This is a genomic window from Nocardiopsis sp. LOL_012, from assembly GCF_048060475.1.
GTDB lineage: Bacteria > Actinomycetota > Actinomycetes > Streptosporangiales > Streptosporangiaceae > Nocardiopsis.
Map to the genome: position 1 here is coordinate 141316 of NZ_JBHMIV010000004.1, position 14778 is coordinate 156093.

The 14778-nt window shown below is 73.0% G+C and carries 14 protein-coding genes; 1 reads left to right on the forward strand and 13 read right to left on the reverse strand.

Features of this window, described 5'->3' with window-relative positions:
- Positions 1-2: 2 nt before the first annotated feature.
- From ACFHWE_RS04250 to ACFHWE_RS04300, 11 genes are all read right to left on the reverse strand, one after another.
- Positions 3-809, reverse strand: a complete 807-nt coding sequence (locus tag ACFHWE_RS04250) for a DUF4352 domain-containing protein (protein WP_416599268.1) — start codon at positions 807-809, stop codon at positions 3-5.
- A 112-nt stretch (positions 810-921) separates the two neighbouring features.
- Positions 922-2199, reverse strand: coding sequence for an MFS transporter (locus ACFHWE_RS04255; protein WP_416599269.1), 1278 nt, complete (start codon positions 2197-2199; stop codon positions 922-924).
- Between the two features lie 47 nt (positions 2200-2246).
- A complete protein-coding gene (locus ACFHWE_RS04260) occupies positions 2247-2489 on the reverse strand; it encodes a hypothetical protein (protein WP_416599270.1) in 243 nt (80 codons plus the stop codon).
- Between the two features lie 112 nt (positions 2490-2601).
- Positions 2602-3009, reverse strand: a complete 408-nt coding sequence (panD, locus tag ACFHWE_RS04265) for an aspartate 1-decarboxylase (RefSeq protein ID WP_416599271.1) — start codon at positions 3007-3009, stop codon at positions 2602-2604.
- Between the two features lie 160 nt (positions 3010-3169).
- A complete protein-coding gene (locus ACFHWE_RS04270) occupies positions 3170-6022 on the reverse strand; it encodes a DEAD/DEAH box helicase (RefSeq protein WP_416599272.1) in 2853 nt (950 codons plus the stop codon).
- A gap of 12 nt (positions 6023-6034) precedes the next feature.
- Positions 6035-6925 carry a diacylglycerol/lipid kinase family protein gene (locus ACFHWE_RS04275; protein WP_416599273.1) on the reverse strand — a complete coding sequence of 297 codons (891 nt, stop codon included), beginning with the start codon at positions 6923-6925 and terminating at the stop codon, positions 6035-6037.
- A 48-nt stretch (positions 6926-6973) separates the two neighbouring features.
- Positions 6974-7387 (reverse strand): DUF397 domain-containing protein, encoded by a 414-nt coding sequence (locus ACFHWE_RS04280; protein ID WP_416599274.1) that lies wholly within the window; start codon positions 7385-7387, stop codon positions 6974-6976.
- Between the two features lie 106 nt (positions 7388-7493).
- The gene (gene tatC, locus ACFHWE_RS04285) at positions 7494-8324 is read right to left on the reverse strand and encodes a twin-arginine translocase subunit TatC (protein WP_416599309.1); all 831 of its coding nucleotides are present in this window, start codon (positions 8322-8324) and stop codon (positions 7494-7496) included.
- Positions 8325-8489: 165 nt separating this feature from the next.
- Positions 8490-8801: a Sec-independent protein translocase subunit TatA gene (gene tatA, locus ACFHWE_RS04290; protein ID WP_416599275.1), complete on the reverse strand. Its 312-nt coding sequence runs from the start codon at positions 8799-8801 to the stop codon at positions 8490-8492.
- Positions 8802-8867: 66 nt separating this feature from the next.
- A complete protein-coding gene (locus ACFHWE_RS04295) occupies positions 8868-9053 on the reverse strand; it encodes a hypothetical protein (protein WP_416599276.1) in 186 nt (61 codons plus the stop codon).
- A gap of 61 nt (positions 9054-9114) precedes the next feature.
- On the reverse strand, positions 9115-11151 hold the full coding sequence (locus ACFHWE_RS04300; RefSeq protein ID WP_416599277.1) for a helix-turn-helix transcriptional regulator: 2037 nt from the start codon (positions 11149-11151) through the stop codon (positions 9115-9117).
- A gap of 95 nt (positions 11152-11246) precedes the next feature.
- Here ACFHWE_RS04300 and ACFHWE_RS04305 point away from each other — a divergent pair, with 95 nt between their 5' ends.
- A complete protein-coding gene (locus ACFHWE_RS04305) occupies positions 11247-12344 on the forward strand; it encodes a DUF3866 family protein (RefSeq protein ID WP_416599278.1) in 1098 nt (365 codons plus the stop codon).
- A 112-nt stretch (positions 12345-12456) separates the two neighbouring features.
- On the opposite strand, the gene ACFHWE_RS04310 is transcribed toward ACFHWE_RS04305, so the two are convergent.
- Positions 12457-13470 (reverse strand): methionyl-tRNA formyltransferase, encoded by a 1014-nt coding sequence (locus ACFHWE_RS04310; protein WP_416599279.1) that lies wholly within the window; start codon positions 13468-13470, stop codon positions 12457-12459.
- Positions 13471-13626: 156 nt separating this feature from the next.
- Positions 13627-14748, reverse strand: a complete 1122-nt coding sequence (locus tag ACFHWE_RS04315; RefSeq protein ID WP_416599280.1) for an FKBP-type peptidyl-prolyl cis-trans isomerase — start codon at positions 14746-14748, stop codon at positions 13627-13629.
- Positions 14749-14778 lie beyond the last annotated feature (30 nt).

The following is a 14778-nucleotide window of genomic DNA, read 5'->3' on the forward strand; positions in this document are numbered from 1 at the left end:
CCCTACGGCTCCTCCACAGGAACCTCGACCGCCTCGTGGTAGAAGGGGTCGAACACGAGCTTGGCGGTCTCCACCTCGCCGGGGACCGTGATCGTCCCGGTGACCGTCTCCCCCGGGGCCACCGCCCCCGCCTCCAGTTCGTTCTCGTCCAGCGCGATGGCGTCGCCGACGCCGTGCGTGCGCCCCTGGGCGTCCACCACGGAGAAGTACAGGGGGTTGATGTCGATGTCCTCCTCACCGGTGTTGGTGACCGACACCTCCACGCTCGTGAACTCCCCCTCGGTGTAGAGGGAGCTGGGCTCGAACTCCGTCTCCATCGCGGTGATCTCCTCCTCCACCGGCTCGCTCGGGGCATCCGCCTCCGGGTCCGCGCCCTCCTGCGCCGACTCCCCGTTCCCGCCCGCCGTGACCAGCAGCAGGGCGGTGCACCCGCCCATGAGCAGCAGAACGAACAGGAGTACGGCGCAGCCGATGCCGATGATCTTGCCCCACGGTGTGGGTGCGGGCGGCGGCGGGCCGTAGGTGCCCGGCGGGGGCGTCGGCGCACCGGGCGGGGGCGGGCCGCCCGGGTGGCTGCCCGCCCCCGCCGCGGGAAGGTCCGTCTCCCCGTAGCCGGGGGCGTACCCGGCGTGCTCGAAACCGGCCTGCCCGCGCCCGCTGGGCCCCTCGGAGACCTCGCCCGGACCGGGTTCGTGGGACGCGCCCCCGGGGCTCTCGCCGGGAGTGGCGCCCTCCGGGCGGGCGTCCTCGCCGGAGGTGGGCGGTCCGGGCCGCTCCCCGGGTCCCTCCTCGGGCTCTCGATCGGTCATGAGAACACCCCTCGGTCCGCTCCGGTGCCCGCGCCCAATGGACGCCTCAGACTGCACCGTAACCAGACAGGTACTGACGATCGTCCCAATACCAGGGCTTTTCAGGTAAAGATCATGCCTGGGTTGGGTTCCGGAGAACCCGCGCCGCGAGCACGAACACCGGGACGGTGAACAGGGCGGCGAAGAGATTGAGCCCCGCGAACCCGGTCAGGGACAGCGCCACGCCCGACAGAGCGCCCGCGCAGGCCCCTCCCAGGTTCATGACCAGGTCACCGACCCCCTGCACCCGGGGCCGCTCCTCGGCGGGAACCGACTCGGCCAGCAGCGCCGATCCGGACACCAGACACAGCGACCAGCCCAGACCGAGCAGGACGAGCCCGACCGTCACCAGCACCTCGTCGTGTCCGGCCCCCGCCGAGAAGGCCACCGACACCAACAGGACCGCCTGTCCGGCCAGCAGCACGGGGACACGCCCCAGACGGTCGGCGAGCCACCCCACCAGCGGGGAGAAGGCGTACATGCCGAGGATGTGCAGGGAGATGGTCAGTCCGACCGCGGTGAGGGCCGCCCCGTGGGCGCTCATGTGCACGGGGGTCATCGTCATCACGCCCACCATCACGGTGTGGGCGGAGACGATCGCGGTGATCGCCAGCAGGGCGCGGGGCCTGCGCGCCACGGTGCGCAGCGCGTCCAGGGGTGAGCGGCGCGGCGCGGAACGCCCCCCCTCCGGGCGCCGGTCAGGGGGCGAGGCGATCACGAGGGGGTCCGGGCGCAGCAGGGCGAAGGTGGCCGCCGCGCCGAGGGCGAACCCCGCCGTGGTCAACAGCACCGGTCCCAGGAGTTCGGGCAGCCCCAGCCCGGCGGCGAGGCCCCCGCCGACCCCGATGAGGTTGGGCCCGGCCACCGAACCGACAGTGGTCGCCCACACCACCAGGGACAGGTCCCGGGCCCTCGTGTCCTCCTCCGCCAGGTCGGCGGCGGCGTGCCGGGCCTGGAGATTGGTCGCGGTACCCGCGCCGATCAGCACCATGCCGGCAAGGAAGAGGGGGAACCACCCGGCCACGGCGGCGCCGATGACGACCAGGCCGCCCAGTGCCCCCAGCACCCATCCGAGCGCGAGCCCCGGACGGCGGCCGCGCCGCGCGGCCAGCGAGGCCAGCGGCAGGGCGAAGACGGCGGCGCCCAGGGTGATCATGGTGGTGGCCATCCCGGACCAGGCCCGCGAACCGGACAGGTCGAGGGCGATCAGCGCCCCCACCGCCAGCATGGCGCCCATCCCCAGACCCCCCACCACCTGGGCGAGCATGAGGGCCGCCACGGTGCGGCGCTGCACGCGGGCGCGGCCCTCTGCCGGGAGCGCGGATCTGTGGGGGGATGTTTGTGTGGACACGCCGCCGACCTTTCGATTCATCCTCATAACGGATGAATCGTAGCGCCTCACCGAGGATTTTTATAGCGCCACTCTAAATACCGGTGCTCGCGCTCAACCTGCCGCATGTGCGTGTACAGGACGTTGGGATCGGCCGAGGAGACCACCACACCCTCCTCGGGGACCACCGGCCAGCACGCGAAAGCCCAGAAGCGGCGGGTGTAGGGGCCCCACAGGACCACCCACGCCCCCTGCTTCTGCCACTCGACGTGCTCCGCCACCCGGCGCTGTTCCTCGTCACCGTCATCCATTCCGAGAACGGGCATACCCGGCCCCGGGCGCGACCGATCCGGCCGGAACCGGCCACGAAAACGTGCGGGCCGCCGGACCGCGGAGGTCCGGCGGCCCGCGCGGGGCCGGGCGTCAGCGGCGCCCGGAGACGAGTTCGCTGCCCGGGATCGGCTCGGCCGGGTCGTTGCCCAAGGCGATCACCCTGTTGTCGGCGTCCACGTGCACGATGTGCTGGACGTGCTCGGCCCGCTCGGCCTCGACCACCTGGGCGTAGGAGATGATGATCACCAGGTCGCCCGGGCTGACCAGCCGCGCCGCCGCGCCGTTGATCCCGATGACGCCGCTGCCGCGCTCACCAGTGATCGCGTAGGTCACCAGCCGACTGCCGTTGTCGATGTCGACGATGTGGACCTGCTCACCGTCCACGATGTCGGCGGCGTCCATCAGGTCGGCGTCGATCGTGACCGAGCCGACGTAGTGCAGGTCGGCCTGGGTGACGGTGGCCCTGTGGATCTTGCCGTTGATGAGGGTGCGCAGCACTGCCTGATCCCCGTTTCAGAAGACGTACGGACTACAGGCCCCTGGCGGGGTCCCGTGCCCTCCCATGATGGCCCCGCCGGGTGCACGGTGTGCCCGCGGGGTCCCACTTTGCGGCCAACGCCGCCCGGGTCCGACTTGTTCCCCGGGCGGCGGCCCCCGCTCAGTTCAGCGAGGAGTAGGCGACCACGCCGCGCCGGACCAGGTCGACGGCCTTGCGCGCGTTCCTGCGCACCTGCTCGTCACCGCTCGCGCCCGCGATCTGGCTGAGCATGTCCACCAGCATCTTGGTGGTACGCACGAAGTCGCCGGCGGGCATGTCGGCCTGCCGCAGGATGGCGTCCAGGCGGTCGCCCCGCGCCCACCGGTGGGCCGTCCACACGAACCCGAAGTCGGGCTGGCGCAGGAACGACACCCGGTGCCGCGACTCCACCTCGTGGAGGTCGCCCCACAGCCGCACCATCTCCGCCAGGGCCTCCTCGATCGGCCCCTGCGGCACCCGGGGGAACGCGTCGTCGTCACGGCGCGGCTCGTAGACCAGGGCGGCCGCGCAGGCGGCCAACTCCACCGGCGCCAGGTCCCGCCACACACCGCGGCGCAGGCACTCGGCCACCAGCAGGTCCAGGTCGGAGTAGACCTTGGCCAGCCGTGAGCCGTCCCCGGACACCGTTTCGCCAGTGAGGTAGTCCAGATCCTCCAGGACGCCGCACACCCGGTCGAAGGTGCGCGCGATGACGTTCGAGCGCCCCTCCACCCGGCGTCGCAGCCCCTCGGTCTCCTTGCGCAGCCGGAAGTACCGCTCCGCCCAGCGGGCGTGGTCCTCGCGCTGGTCGCACCCGTGGCAGGGGTGCCGGCGCAGTTCGGCACGCAGCCGGACCACCTCGGCGTCCTCGGCGCCGCCGCCCGATCCGCGCCCGCCCCTCCCGCGCTCAACGGCCGGCTCGTCGCCCTGCTCCCTGAGCTTGTTGCGCAGCGTCGAGGCCAGGTCCTGGCGCGAGCGCGCCGAGCGGGCCGAGAACGACTTGGGGATGCGGATGCGGCCGGAGGGGTGCACCGGGACGGTGAAGTCGGTGGCGTTGACCCGTTTGACCTGCTTGCCGACGGTGAGCACCAGCGGGGCGGGCACATCCAGCTTGAGCCCCGGGTCCAGGACGACGGCGTGCCCGGAGAAGCGCCCCGAGGGGATGCGGATGATGTCGCCCCGGCGCAGCCCCAGCAGGCTCTCCATCGCCTCGTCGCGGCGGCGCAGCGAACGGGTCCTGGACAGTTCCGACTCCCGGTCGCCGAGGGCGCGGCGCAGCCCGGCGTACTCCATGAAGTCGCCCAGGTGGCACTCGGCGGAGGCCGCGTAGCCCTCCAGCGCCTCCTCGTGCTTGCGCAACTGCTTGACCAGGCCCACCACGGCCCGGTCCGCCTGGAACTGGGCGAAGGAGGCCTCCAGCATGGTGCGGCTGCGGCGGCGGCCCACCTGGGCGACGAGGTTCACGGCCATGTTGTAGGAGGGCTGGAAGCTGGAGTCGAGAGGATAGGTGCGCGTACCCGCCAGGCTCGCCACCGACTCGGGGTCGGTCCCCGCCTGCCAAATCACGACCGCGTGGCCCTCGACGTCGATGCCGCGCCTCCCCGCGCGCCCCGTGAGCTGGGTGTACTGTCCGGGCGTGAGCTGGGCGTGGGTCTCGCCGTTCCACTTGTCGAGCTTCTCGATGACCACGGTGCGCGCGGGCATGTTGATGCCCAGCGCGAGGGTCTCGGTGGCGAAGACCGCGCGGATCAGCCCCCGGGAGAAGAGCTTCTCCACGACCTCCTTGAAGGTCGGCAGCATCCCCGCGTGGTGCGCCGCGATCCCCGCCTCCAGGGCGCTCAGCCACTGTGAGAACCCCAGGACCGCCAGGTCGGCGGGCGGGATGTCGGCGCACCACTCCTGGGCGAACGCGCGGATCTCGTCGGCCTCCTCGGGTGTGGTGAGCACCAGACCCGAGGCCACGCACTGGCGCACGGCGTCGTCGCAGCCCGCGCGGCTGAAGATGAAGGTGATCGCGGGCAGCAGGCCCTCGTCGTCGAGCTCGGTGATGACGGTGGGACGCGAGGGCGGCGCGTACCTGGAGCGGGGCCGCGCACTGCCCCGGGCCCGCGACTGCGGGGAGCGGCGCCGGTGCGCGAGCTGGGTGACGCGGCTGTCCTCCTCGGCGATGCGGGTCAGCCGCGGGTTGATCGCCAGCCTCCGGCCGCCGACCACGATCTCGCGCGGCTTCCACGACCGGTCGCGGCGGCGCTCGCGCTTGCGCTTGGACGCCGAGCCGCCGCCGTCCTCCCGCCCGCTGTCGGCCTCCTCCACCGGTTCGGCGAACAGGTCGTGCATCCGGTGGCCGACCATGACGTGCTGCCACAGGGGGACCGGCCGCTTCTCGTCGACGATGACGGTGGTGTCGCCGCGCACCTGCTGGAGCCACTCGCCGAACTCCTCGGCGTTGCTGACCGTGGCCGAGAGGGCGACCATCTGCACCGACTCCGGGAGGTGGATGATCACCTCCTCCCACACCGCGCCGCGGAACCGGTCGGCGAGGTAGTGGACCTCGTCCATCACCACGTAGGCCAGCCCGCCCAGCGTGGCCGACCCCTCGTAGAGCATGTTGCGCAGCACCTCGGTGGTCATGACCACCACCGGCGCCTCGCCGTTGACACTGTTGTCACCGGTGAGCAGGCCGACCCGGTCGCTTCCGTAGCGCGCGACGAGGTCGTTGTACTTCTGGTTGGACAGCGCCTTGATGGGGGTCGTGTAGAAGCACTTGGTCCCCTGGCTCAGGGCGAGGTGGACGGCGAACTCCCCGACCACGGTCTTGCCCGATCCGGTGGGCGCGGCCACCAGCACCCCGTGCCCATACTCCAGCTCCTTGCACGCCCTGATCTGGAACGGGTCGAAGTCGAACCCGTACAGCGCCTGGAAGGCGTCGATGGCAGCGCTGGAGGCGCTCTTGCGCCGTTGGAAGGCGGCGTACCGCTCGGCGTGGCTACTCATATCGCCCCCAGACTATGAGGTCGTGTCCAGGACCTCGACCGATTTCGGCACCGCCTCGCACACCAGTGGGCCCGGACCCATCCGCTCGCCGTCGGCGTAGGCCGCACCCGCCCCGGCCCGGATCGCGACCCTGCGCCCCCGCAGGGACACCACCTTGGCGTCGGATGTGTGGCGCCCGGTGAGGATCCTCGGCAGCAGCGGCAGGTAGTGCGCCAGGGGCGCCGCCCGCAGGAGCACCACGTCGAGCAGGCCGTCGTCGGGGACCGCACCGGGGCACATGGGGATGCCCCCGCCGTAGGCAGCGGTGTTGCCCACCGCGACCAGCAGGCCCGGCTCCTCGATCCGTGTCCCGTCCACGTCGAGGGAGTAGTCGGCGGCGGCGAAGGAGCCCAGTTCGGCGACCAGGCCCAGCAGGTAGTCCGCCCGCCCCGCGCTGAACCGGAAGCCGTTGACGCGCTCGTTGACCCGTGCGTCGAACCCGCACGCCAGGACGCTGAGGTAGTGGCGCCCGGTGCCGTCGGCCAGGGTCAGGCGGACCGCGTCCACCGGCCGGGTCCTCCCGGCCAGGACGGCCGCGGCCGTGCGGTCGGGCCGCCCGGCGGGGCACCCGAGCGCCCGGGCGATGTCGTTGCCGGTGCCGGCCGGAACGATCGCCAGCGCCACCCCGGTCCCCACGACCCCCTGGAGGGCCTGGTGGACCAGGCCGTCGCCGCCCACGGCCACGAGGGCGTCCGGACGTTCGGCGGCGGCCCGCAGCGCCAGTCGGGCGCTGTCGGCGCCCGAGCGCCCCGCCAGGACGCGCACCCGGGCGCCGCGGGCGCGCAGGCGCTCCACCAGGCGCACGGCGGTGAGAGCGGCGCGCCCCCGGCCGGGGTCCACCAGCAGGGCGATGTCGGCAGGCATCTCTTCGTGTCCTCCACCGGGGCGGTGCGGCTGCGCGCCGGGACGGGCTCAGGCCTCGGCGTCGGCCCGCTCGGCCTCCTCGCGGCGGCGGTACTCCTCCATCGCCTCGGGGGTGTTCAGCGGTGAGGGCACCCACGCCGCCTCCACCTCGACCTCCCGGTTCTGGATACGGCGCTCCTCCTCGGTGAGGTACTCCTCGGGGATGTCGAACTCGCCGTCGCGGGCGCCCAGCACGAAGGCCTCCCACTCGGCCGGAGTGAAGAACAGGGTGCCCTTCTCCGGCGACTTGCCGTCCCTGACCGCGCGGAAGCCGTCGTCGAACGTGGCGACCTCCACGATGGCCTCGGAGGTCTCCTTGGACAGGGACGAGCGCATCCACACCGCATGGGTGGTGTCGTGCCACTTCTCGTTGCCCATGGCCTCGGGGGGCAGTTCACGCGCGCCCCCGGACTGCTCACTCATCGATCGCACCCTTCACGTCTCACCTGCGGTGCCCCGAGCCGGTCCCGGGGCGGGTGGGGCGCCCGCGGCGGCCCCACCGCCAGACCCTAGCGGTTGGCGCCCGCGCTCACCGACGCTCGGCGGATTCGCCCTCGCTGTCGGTGGCCTCCAGGTCCGAGGGCGTCTCGTCCAGGTCGGAGATCTCGTCGTCGTCCAGCCCGGCCAGGGGGTCGTCGCGCCTCTTGCGGCGGTCGTTGAGGAAGGCGACCAGCTCGGCGATCTCGAACAGCACCACCAGCGGCACGGCGAGCGCGAGCATCGAGATCGGCTCGGCGGGGGTGATCACGGCGGAGATCGCGAACGCCCCGAAGATGATGGCGCGGCGCCACTTGGCCAGCGCGGCGTGCGGCAGGATCCCGGCGAGGTTGAGCAGGACGACCAGCAGGGGCATCACGAAGCCCAGGCCGAACATGGCCATCATGATGACCATGTAGTCCAGGTACTCGCCCACGGTCAGGAACGGCGCGGCGTCCTCGGGAAGGAACCCGAACAGCACGGTCAGGGCCAGCGCGGTGATCTGGTAGGCCAGCGCCGCGCCGCCGAAGAACAGCAGCGCGGCCAGGGGCACGAAGATGTAGACGTACTTCTTCTCCCGGCTGTGCAGCGCCGGGGCGACGAACGCCCAGAGCTGGTACAGCCAGACGGGGGCGGAGACCAGCGCGCCGACGAACACCCACACCTTGAAGGCGGCGAAGATCGGGTCGAAGGGGCCCGTCACGATGAGGGTGCAGCCCTCGGGGTCGACCGAGGCCGACTCCGGCAGCGAACAGTAGGGCGCCGTGAGGAAGTCCCACACCGGCTGGTAGAACGCGTAGCCGACGACGGCCCCCAGCGCCAGGCCGATCAGCGACTTGAACAGGCGGCCGCGCAGCTCGCGCAGATGGTCCATGAGCGGCATACGGCCCTCCGGGTCGGCCCCCCGGCCTCGTGCCCTCATCTGTACGGTCACTCTCTCTCCACCGGCCCGCGCCCCGCGGACGCGAGCCCCTCGACACGGTCACAGCGTCGCCGCGCCGGCCGGCGCCCCGAGGGTGCCGGGCCGAAGGCGCGCCGCCCGCCGTTACTAGTTCCCGTAGGTGCGGGACTGGGGCTCGCCCGACTCGTTGACGATGCGCTGCCCCGCGGGAAGCTGCGGGTAGCCCTGCTGCTGCGGGGCGTCGGTGTTGTGGCGCTGGGCGGTCTGCGACCGGCTCGACTCGTCGGAGTCCTCGGTGCCCTTGGTGTTGTCGTCGTCGATCAGACCCTTGCTCTCGGCCTTGAGGATGCGTGCGCTGCGGCCCACGGAACGCGCGAGATCGGGAAGCTTCTTGGCTCCGAAGAGCAGCAGGGCCAAGACCACCAGGATCGCGATGGTGGGTCCGTTGAGGGCTCCCATGGTTCTACCTCTCTGTGGGGCGCGAACGATCGCCTTCGATCGTACGCGGTGTCCGGTTCCGAAGGGTCACGTTCGCATTCCACTCCGGTTGACGCGTTCGTCCATGCCGACCCTGCCCGCCCGGTACGCGGCGGAGGTCCGGTCCAGTTCCCGGGAGAGCACCCGGGCACGCCGGACCGTGCGAACGGCGAGGGTCCCGATCACGGAGGTCCCGGTCAGAACCACACCCACAAGGACAGCGAGGGCGATCATGCACACCACCCTAACGGGTGGGCTGTGACACTCGACTCACACCTGGGTGAACGGCAGCGGCTCACCGCGCCGACCGGGCACCCACGCCCTCCCCGTCCGGCGCGTAGTGGGCCAGTGCCCGGCCCGCCTCCGCGGCAGCCTCCTCGGCCAGCGTGGTCGGTGCCACCACCCGGCACTCCGGCCCCAGCCGCAGCACCAGCCGCAGCACCCACTCGGGTGCGGGGGTGCGCAGCGTCGCACGGACGCCTCCGCCGGAGCGTTCGACCACCGACTCGCACACGTAGTCCTCCGTCACCCAGCGGGCCGACGGCTCCAGGTCCAGGGTGACGAGCACGTCGCGTTCGGAGCGCTGGAGCACCCCGGAGGACAGGTCGCGGCGCCCCACCCCCTCGGGGACCTCGGCGGCGTAGGGCAGGACCACCAGGTCCAGCACGCGGTCCAGCCGGAACAGGCGCACGTCCCCCCGCAGGTGGCAGTAGCCCTCCAGGAAGCAGTGGCCGTCCTGGACCACCAGCCCCATCGGATCGACGTCGCGCTCGGTGACCTGGTCCCGGTACCCGGACAGGTACCGCAGGTGCAGGCGCTGGCCGGCCTCCAGGGCGTCGGCGCAGCGGCGCTGGGTCTCGGCGACCGCCTCGTCGGTCTCGACCCGCACCTGGACCGCGTCGGCCAGGGACGCCACCGCCGCCCCGGCCGCCGACCGCAGCTTCTCCCCCACCCGCTTCAGGGCGCTGCCCTCCAGCCCCTCGGCCTCGGGCAGCGCCTCCAGCAGCGACAGGCCCACGACCAGGCTGGCCGCCTCGTCCGCGGTGAGCCGCAGGGGCTGGGCCAGGGTCTCGGCGTTGCCGATGATGATCTCGCCGGTCTCCCTGGCGGCGTCCAGGTCCACGTCGATGAGGTCGCCGGGGGTGTACCCGGGCAGGCCGCACATCCACAGCAGGCTCAGGTCGGAGACCACCTGCTTCTCGCTGAGCCCGAAGTGGGCGGCCACCTCGGGCACGCGCACGTCGCGGCCCAGGGCGTAGGGCACGAGCATCAGCAGACGGCGCAACTGGTCCGCCGAGCGCGGCCCGCGGGACGGTACGGAGGGGGCGCCGCCGCAGGGCGCACCCTCTCCGTCCGGTTCGGCGCCCTGCCGCTCGGCGGCGGACGCCAGGTGCGCGCGGATCGCCGCGCGGGCGTCCTCCGGTTCCACCACGACCGCCCGCGCCCCGAAGGAGGCCACCCGCCGCACCAGGTCGGGGGTGTCGGTGTAGGGCAGGGTGAGGGTGTCCCAGCCGTCGGATCCCTCACGCTCGCCCGCGACCACGCGCAGGGCACCCCGCCGCAGCTCATGGGCGGCACCGGTACGCACCCGCACCGTGGCGGCGCGTTCGGGCTCGGCCCTGTGCCCGGCCACCACCGACCTCAGGTCCACCCCTTCGGGCACGACCACACCGGGCCCCGTCCGCAGGACGCTCACCTCGCCGCGGATCCGGCCGAGCCGGAAGACGCGGCGGGCGCCGCGCACCCGGTCGTGGCCCACCACGTACCAGTGGCCACGCAGGTTGACGATCCCCCACGGCTCGATCTCGCGCCGCTCGGCCTCCGCCTGGCCGGGTTTGCGGTAGTCGAAGCGGATCGGCCGCCGGTCGCGCACGGCCTGCCAGACCGGGCCGAAGGCGGGCTCGTCGGTGCGCATCGCCGGGGTCAGGCCGGGCGCGGCCTCCCCGTCCACGGGGACACCGGCGGAGCGCAGCTTGAACAGGGCGTTGGCCGCCGCCTCCCCGAGGGAGGCGTGCCGCCAGGCGCGGGCGGCCAGCCCCAGGACGAGGGCCTCGTCGGGCAGCAGCTCGATCTCGGGCAGCTCGTAGTCGGTGCGCGAGATGCGGTAGCCCTCCTCGCCGCTGACCGCGTCCCCGGTCCCGACCTGGATGGGGATGCCGTTGTCGCGCAGCTCGCGCTTGTCGCGCTCGAACATGCGCTTGAACGCGGACTCGCTCTCGGCCTCCGCGTAGCCGTACACCGTCGCTCGGATCTCCTGGGCGGTGAGGTGGCGGCGCGTGGACAGCAGGCAGATGACCAGGTTCAACTGCCGTTCCGTTTTCCTGCGCGACATCGTCCGCACCTCTCCGCCCCGTGTGCATCGTCGGACCCGCGGCGCGTGCGCGTCGCTGCGGTCCCGGTTTCAGCAACGAAGGTACCGTGCCGATCATGATCCGGTGGCGCCGTGGTGAAGTCCGTAGACTCCTGCCGTCCTGGGACGGCGTGGCCCCCTGTGTGGTGGCGCTGGCCCCCGGCTGTGGGCAGGGGGACACCGTCACCTGCCGGGCTCTGGCCTACACCGACCTGGTGGGCCGCCCGGAGGTGGGCGACACGGTCCTGCTCAACACCGGGGCGCTGGACCTGGGGCTGGGGACGGGCGGGTACGCGATGATCGTGGCCCTGCCCGACCGTCCGCCCGCCGACACCGAGGGGCCAGGTCACCTCGTCAAGGCCCGCTACACCCCGCTCCAGGCCACCGTCCTGGGCGCCGACGAACAGGGCTCGCCCCACCACGAGGCCCTGCGCGGGGCGACCGGGGTCGACACGATGCCGGTCGTGGTCGCCGACCTGCACTCCGCCCTGCCCGCCGTGGTGGCGGGGGTGCGCGCCGACCTCCCCGGGGCACGGATCGCCTACGTGATGCTGGACGGGGGCGCGCTGCCGGCGGCGTTCTCCCGGATCACCGGGGTGCTGCGCGAGGAGGGCCTGCTGGTGGGCTGTGTGACCACCGGGCAGGCGTTCGGCGGCGACCTGGAGGCGGTCACCGTCCACTCGGGGCTGCTCACGGCCCGGCACGTGCTGGACGCGGACGTGGCGGTGGTGTGCCAGGGGCCGGGGAACCTGGGGACGGGAACGCCGTGGGGCTTCTCCGGGGTGGCGTGCGGTGAGGCGGTGAACGCGGCGGCGGTGCTCGGTGGCCGACCGGTGGCCTCGCTCAGGGTGAGCGAGGCCGATCCCAGACCGCGTCACCGGGGCGTGTCGCACCACAGCAGCACCGCCTACGGGAAGGTGGCCCTGGCCCGCGCGGACGTGGTGGTCCCGCGCCTGCCCGGGGACCTCGGGGCTCTCGTGCGGGGTCAGGCCGCCCCCCTGGCCCGGCGGCACACGCTCGTGGAGGTGGGGGTGGAGGGCCTGGAGGAGGCACTGCGGTCGCTGCCGGTCAAGGTCTCGACCATGGGCCGCGGGCTGGACGAGGACCGCGCCGCCTTCCTGAGCGCCGCCGCGGCCGGGCGCCGCGCCGCCCAGCTGGCCGGCGGCGAGGCGTGAATCAGAGGACCGTGGCCGGAGGCCGTCCGTTGAGGGTGGCGGCGGGTGACAGACAAAAGGACCACGGCCGGAGGCCGTCCGTTGAGGGTGGCGGCGGGTGACGGGTGGGCCGTCAGGCCCGCAGCAGCGCGTCGCTGTCGAAGGCCTGGCGCGGGACGGCGTCCGAGCGGCTGGCCACGAGCATGTGCGGTGAGGGCACGTCGAAGGACGCCCCCGGGCGGAACATGGCCAGCGAGGTGGGCTCGGCGCGCACCCCTTCGTCCACACGCAGGGAGTCCGGAACGAACACGCTTCCGTCCCCGCAGGTGACACCCCACCGACGGTGGGGGCCCGCCGCCACGATCTGTCCCGGTGCTCCCCCCTGGACCGTCTCGTCGACGGATCCCCCGCACAGGGTGATGTGGGCTCCGCCGAACCTGGCGAAGGCCCCCGGATAGGGGTCGGCGAGCGCCCGCACCATCCGGTCGACGTCGGCGCCGGAGGCGGTGAAGTCCAGCAGGCCGTCGCAGGGGCGGCGGCGCGGCCACACCGACACGTGCCCGGTCTGGGGGCGGCGCGGCGCGCTGCCCGCCAGGAGGGCGTCCAGGCGGCGGACGAGCAGTTCGCTCTGGAGGTGGGCGACGCGCTCGTAGAGCCCCGTGGCGGTCGTGTCGGAGGGGATGTCGAACCAGAGCTGGTCGACGATGTCCCCCGTGTCGGCCTCCCGGTCCAGGTGGAAGAGGGTGACGGCGCTGGAGCGCATGTCACGCAGGATGGTCCAGGGGATGGGGGCGCGGCCCCGGCCGACCGGCAGCGGGGAGGGGTGGAGTCCGACCCCGCCCAGGGGCAGTGCGGTCAGCAGTTGTTCGTGGACGAGCTGCGACCAGCCCGCCACCACCATGAGGTCGATGCGGTGGGTGGACAGGGCGTCGCGCACCTCGTCGGAGTTGATGTCGGCGGCGCGCAGGTGCGGGATGCCGTGGCGGCTGGTCAGGGGTTCGAAGTCGGTGTACCCGCAGCGGTGCGCCAGTTCCACCGGGTAGGACACCACCAGGTCCGGCGGACGCCCCTGGGCGCACAGTTCCTCCAGTGCCGGGACGCCCAGGCGCAACCCGGACACGTAGCAGTAGCGCCGTCGTTCTGTCATGGCCCCTCCCATCGGCCGCGGACCGATCAGGACCGACTCTACGCAGGCGGGAGCGGCTGCCCGGGGACCACGCGCGTCCCGGGAGTGTCAGCCCCGGGACAAAGCGGACGCCCCCGCGCCGGGCGCGGGGGCGTTCCACGGGATACAGGGTGCTGCTCACTCCTCGCCGTCGGTGGCCTCCCCGGTCGGCTCCTCCTCGTCGGCCTCCTCCTCGGGGCTGGCCTCCTCGGAGGGCTCCTCGGCGGCCTCGGGCTCGGCGGGGGGCGGGTTGTCCACGGCGCCCAGGAGGTCGACGACGAAGACCAGGGTGCCCGCGGGGCCGCCGCCGGCCTCCTCGGCGGTCTCGCCGTAGGCCAGGTCGCCGGGGATGACCACCAACAGGCGGCTTCCCACGCGCTGGCCGACGATCCCCTCGACCCAGCCGTCGATCACGGCACCCTCGGCGATCGTGAAGTCGGAGGGCTCCCCGCCGCGGCTCCAGGTGGAGTCGAACGGCTCGTGGGTGCCGTCCTCCTCGGCCTCCCAGCGGATCCCGGTGTACTGCGCGATGAACTGCTGGCCCTCCTCGACCTCGGGTCCGCTGCCCTCGATCAGCGGAACGGCCTCCAGTTCCTCGGGCGGGTCGGTGTCGGGGATCTCGATCACCGGGGCGGCCGCGTCCTCCTGGGTGACGGTGGGCAGGTCGCCGCCTCCGTCGGTGGTCTGCTCGCCGGGCACGGTCTGGCCTTGGCCGAAGCGCTGCATCACGTCGACGACCAGGACGCTGGCGCCCTCGGGAACCTGCTGGCCCTGCGCCTCGGCCTGCGCGACCTCCTGCTCGCTCAGGGGCGGGAAGACGTAGACGGCGCGGCTGCCGACGGACTGGCTGAGCAGTACATCGGTGATGTACTCCGGCATCTGGTTCATCCGGACCAGGTCGGGGGCGCCGGTCTCGTAGCTGGACTGGCCCTCGACGGGCTCGCCCTCGCCGGGGCCGGTCCACTCGTACTGGACCACGTTGGCGACGAGGAGGTCGTCGGCTCGCACCAGCTCCCCCTCGCCCTCGCCCGTGGCCACGACCCCGGAGATCTCCTCGTCGGGGAGCTCCTCGTCGGGGAAGGTGATCTCGGGCTCCTCGCCGACCTCACCGGTGACGGTGGGAAGGCGGGGGTCGAGCTGTTCCTCTCCCATGCGGAGGAAGGCGGGGGTGCGCCACTCCTCGGGGATGGATCCGCAGCTCGAGACCGCCAGGGCGAGCGCGGTCAGGGGCACCGCGAGGGCGGCGGCACGTCGGTGCATGGGTCACAACCTCTGGTTTCCGGCTTAGGA

Excerpts from the sequence above, each read along its gene's own strand:
- ACFHWE_RS04250 (WP_416599268.1), bottom strand. The coding sequence starts at position 809 with ATGACCGATCGAGAGCCCGAGGAGGGACCCGGGGAGCGGCCCGGACCG.
- ACFHWE_RS04260 (WP_416599270.1), bottom strand. The coding sequence starts at position 2,489 with ATGGATGACGGTGACGAGGAACAGCGCCGGGTGGCGGAGCACGTCGAG.
- ACFHWE_RS04270 (WP_416599272.1), bottom strand. The coding sequence starts at position 6,022 with ATGAGTAGCCACGCCGAGCGGTACGCCGCCTTCCAACGGCGCAAGAGC.
- ACFHWE_RS04275 (WP_416599273.1), bottom strand. The coding sequence starts at position 6,925 with ATGCCTGCCGACATCGCCCTGCTGGTGGACCCCGGCCGGGGGCGCGCC.
- ACFHWE_RS04280 (WP_416599274.1), bottom strand. The coding sequence starts at position 7,387 with ATGAGTGAGCAGTCCGGGGGCGCGCGTGAACTGCCCCCCGAGGCCATG.
- tatC (WP_416599309.1), bottom strand. The coding sequence starts at position 8,324 with ATGCCGCTCATGGACCATCTGCGCGAGCTGCGCGGCCGCCTGTTCAAG.
- tatA (WP_416599275.1), bottom strand. The coding sequence starts at position 8,801 with ATGGGAGCCCTCAACGGACCCACCATCGCGATCCTGGTGGTCTTGGCC.
- ACFHWE_RS04295 (WP_416599276.1), bottom strand. The coding sequence starts at position 9,053 with ATGATCGCCCTCGCTGTCCTTGTGGGTGTGGTTCTGACCGGGACCTCC.
- ACFHWE_RS04300 (WP_416599277.1), bottom strand. The coding sequence starts at position 11,151 with ATGTCGCGCAGGAAAACGGAACGGCAGTTGAACCTGGTCATCTGCCTG.
- ACFHWE_RS04305 (WP_416599278.1), top strand. The coding sequence starts at position 11,247 with ATGATCCGGTGGCGCCGTGGTGAAGTCCGTAGACTCCTGCCGTCCTGG.
- ACFHWE_RS04310 (WP_416599279.1), bottom strand. The coding sequence starts at position 13,470 with ATGACAGAACGACGGCGCTACTGCTACGTGTCCGGGTTGCGCCTGGGC.
- ACFHWE_RS04315 (WP_416599280.1), bottom strand. The coding sequence starts at position 14,748 with ATGCACCGACGTGCCGCCGCCCTCGCGGTGCCCCTGACCGCGCTCGCC.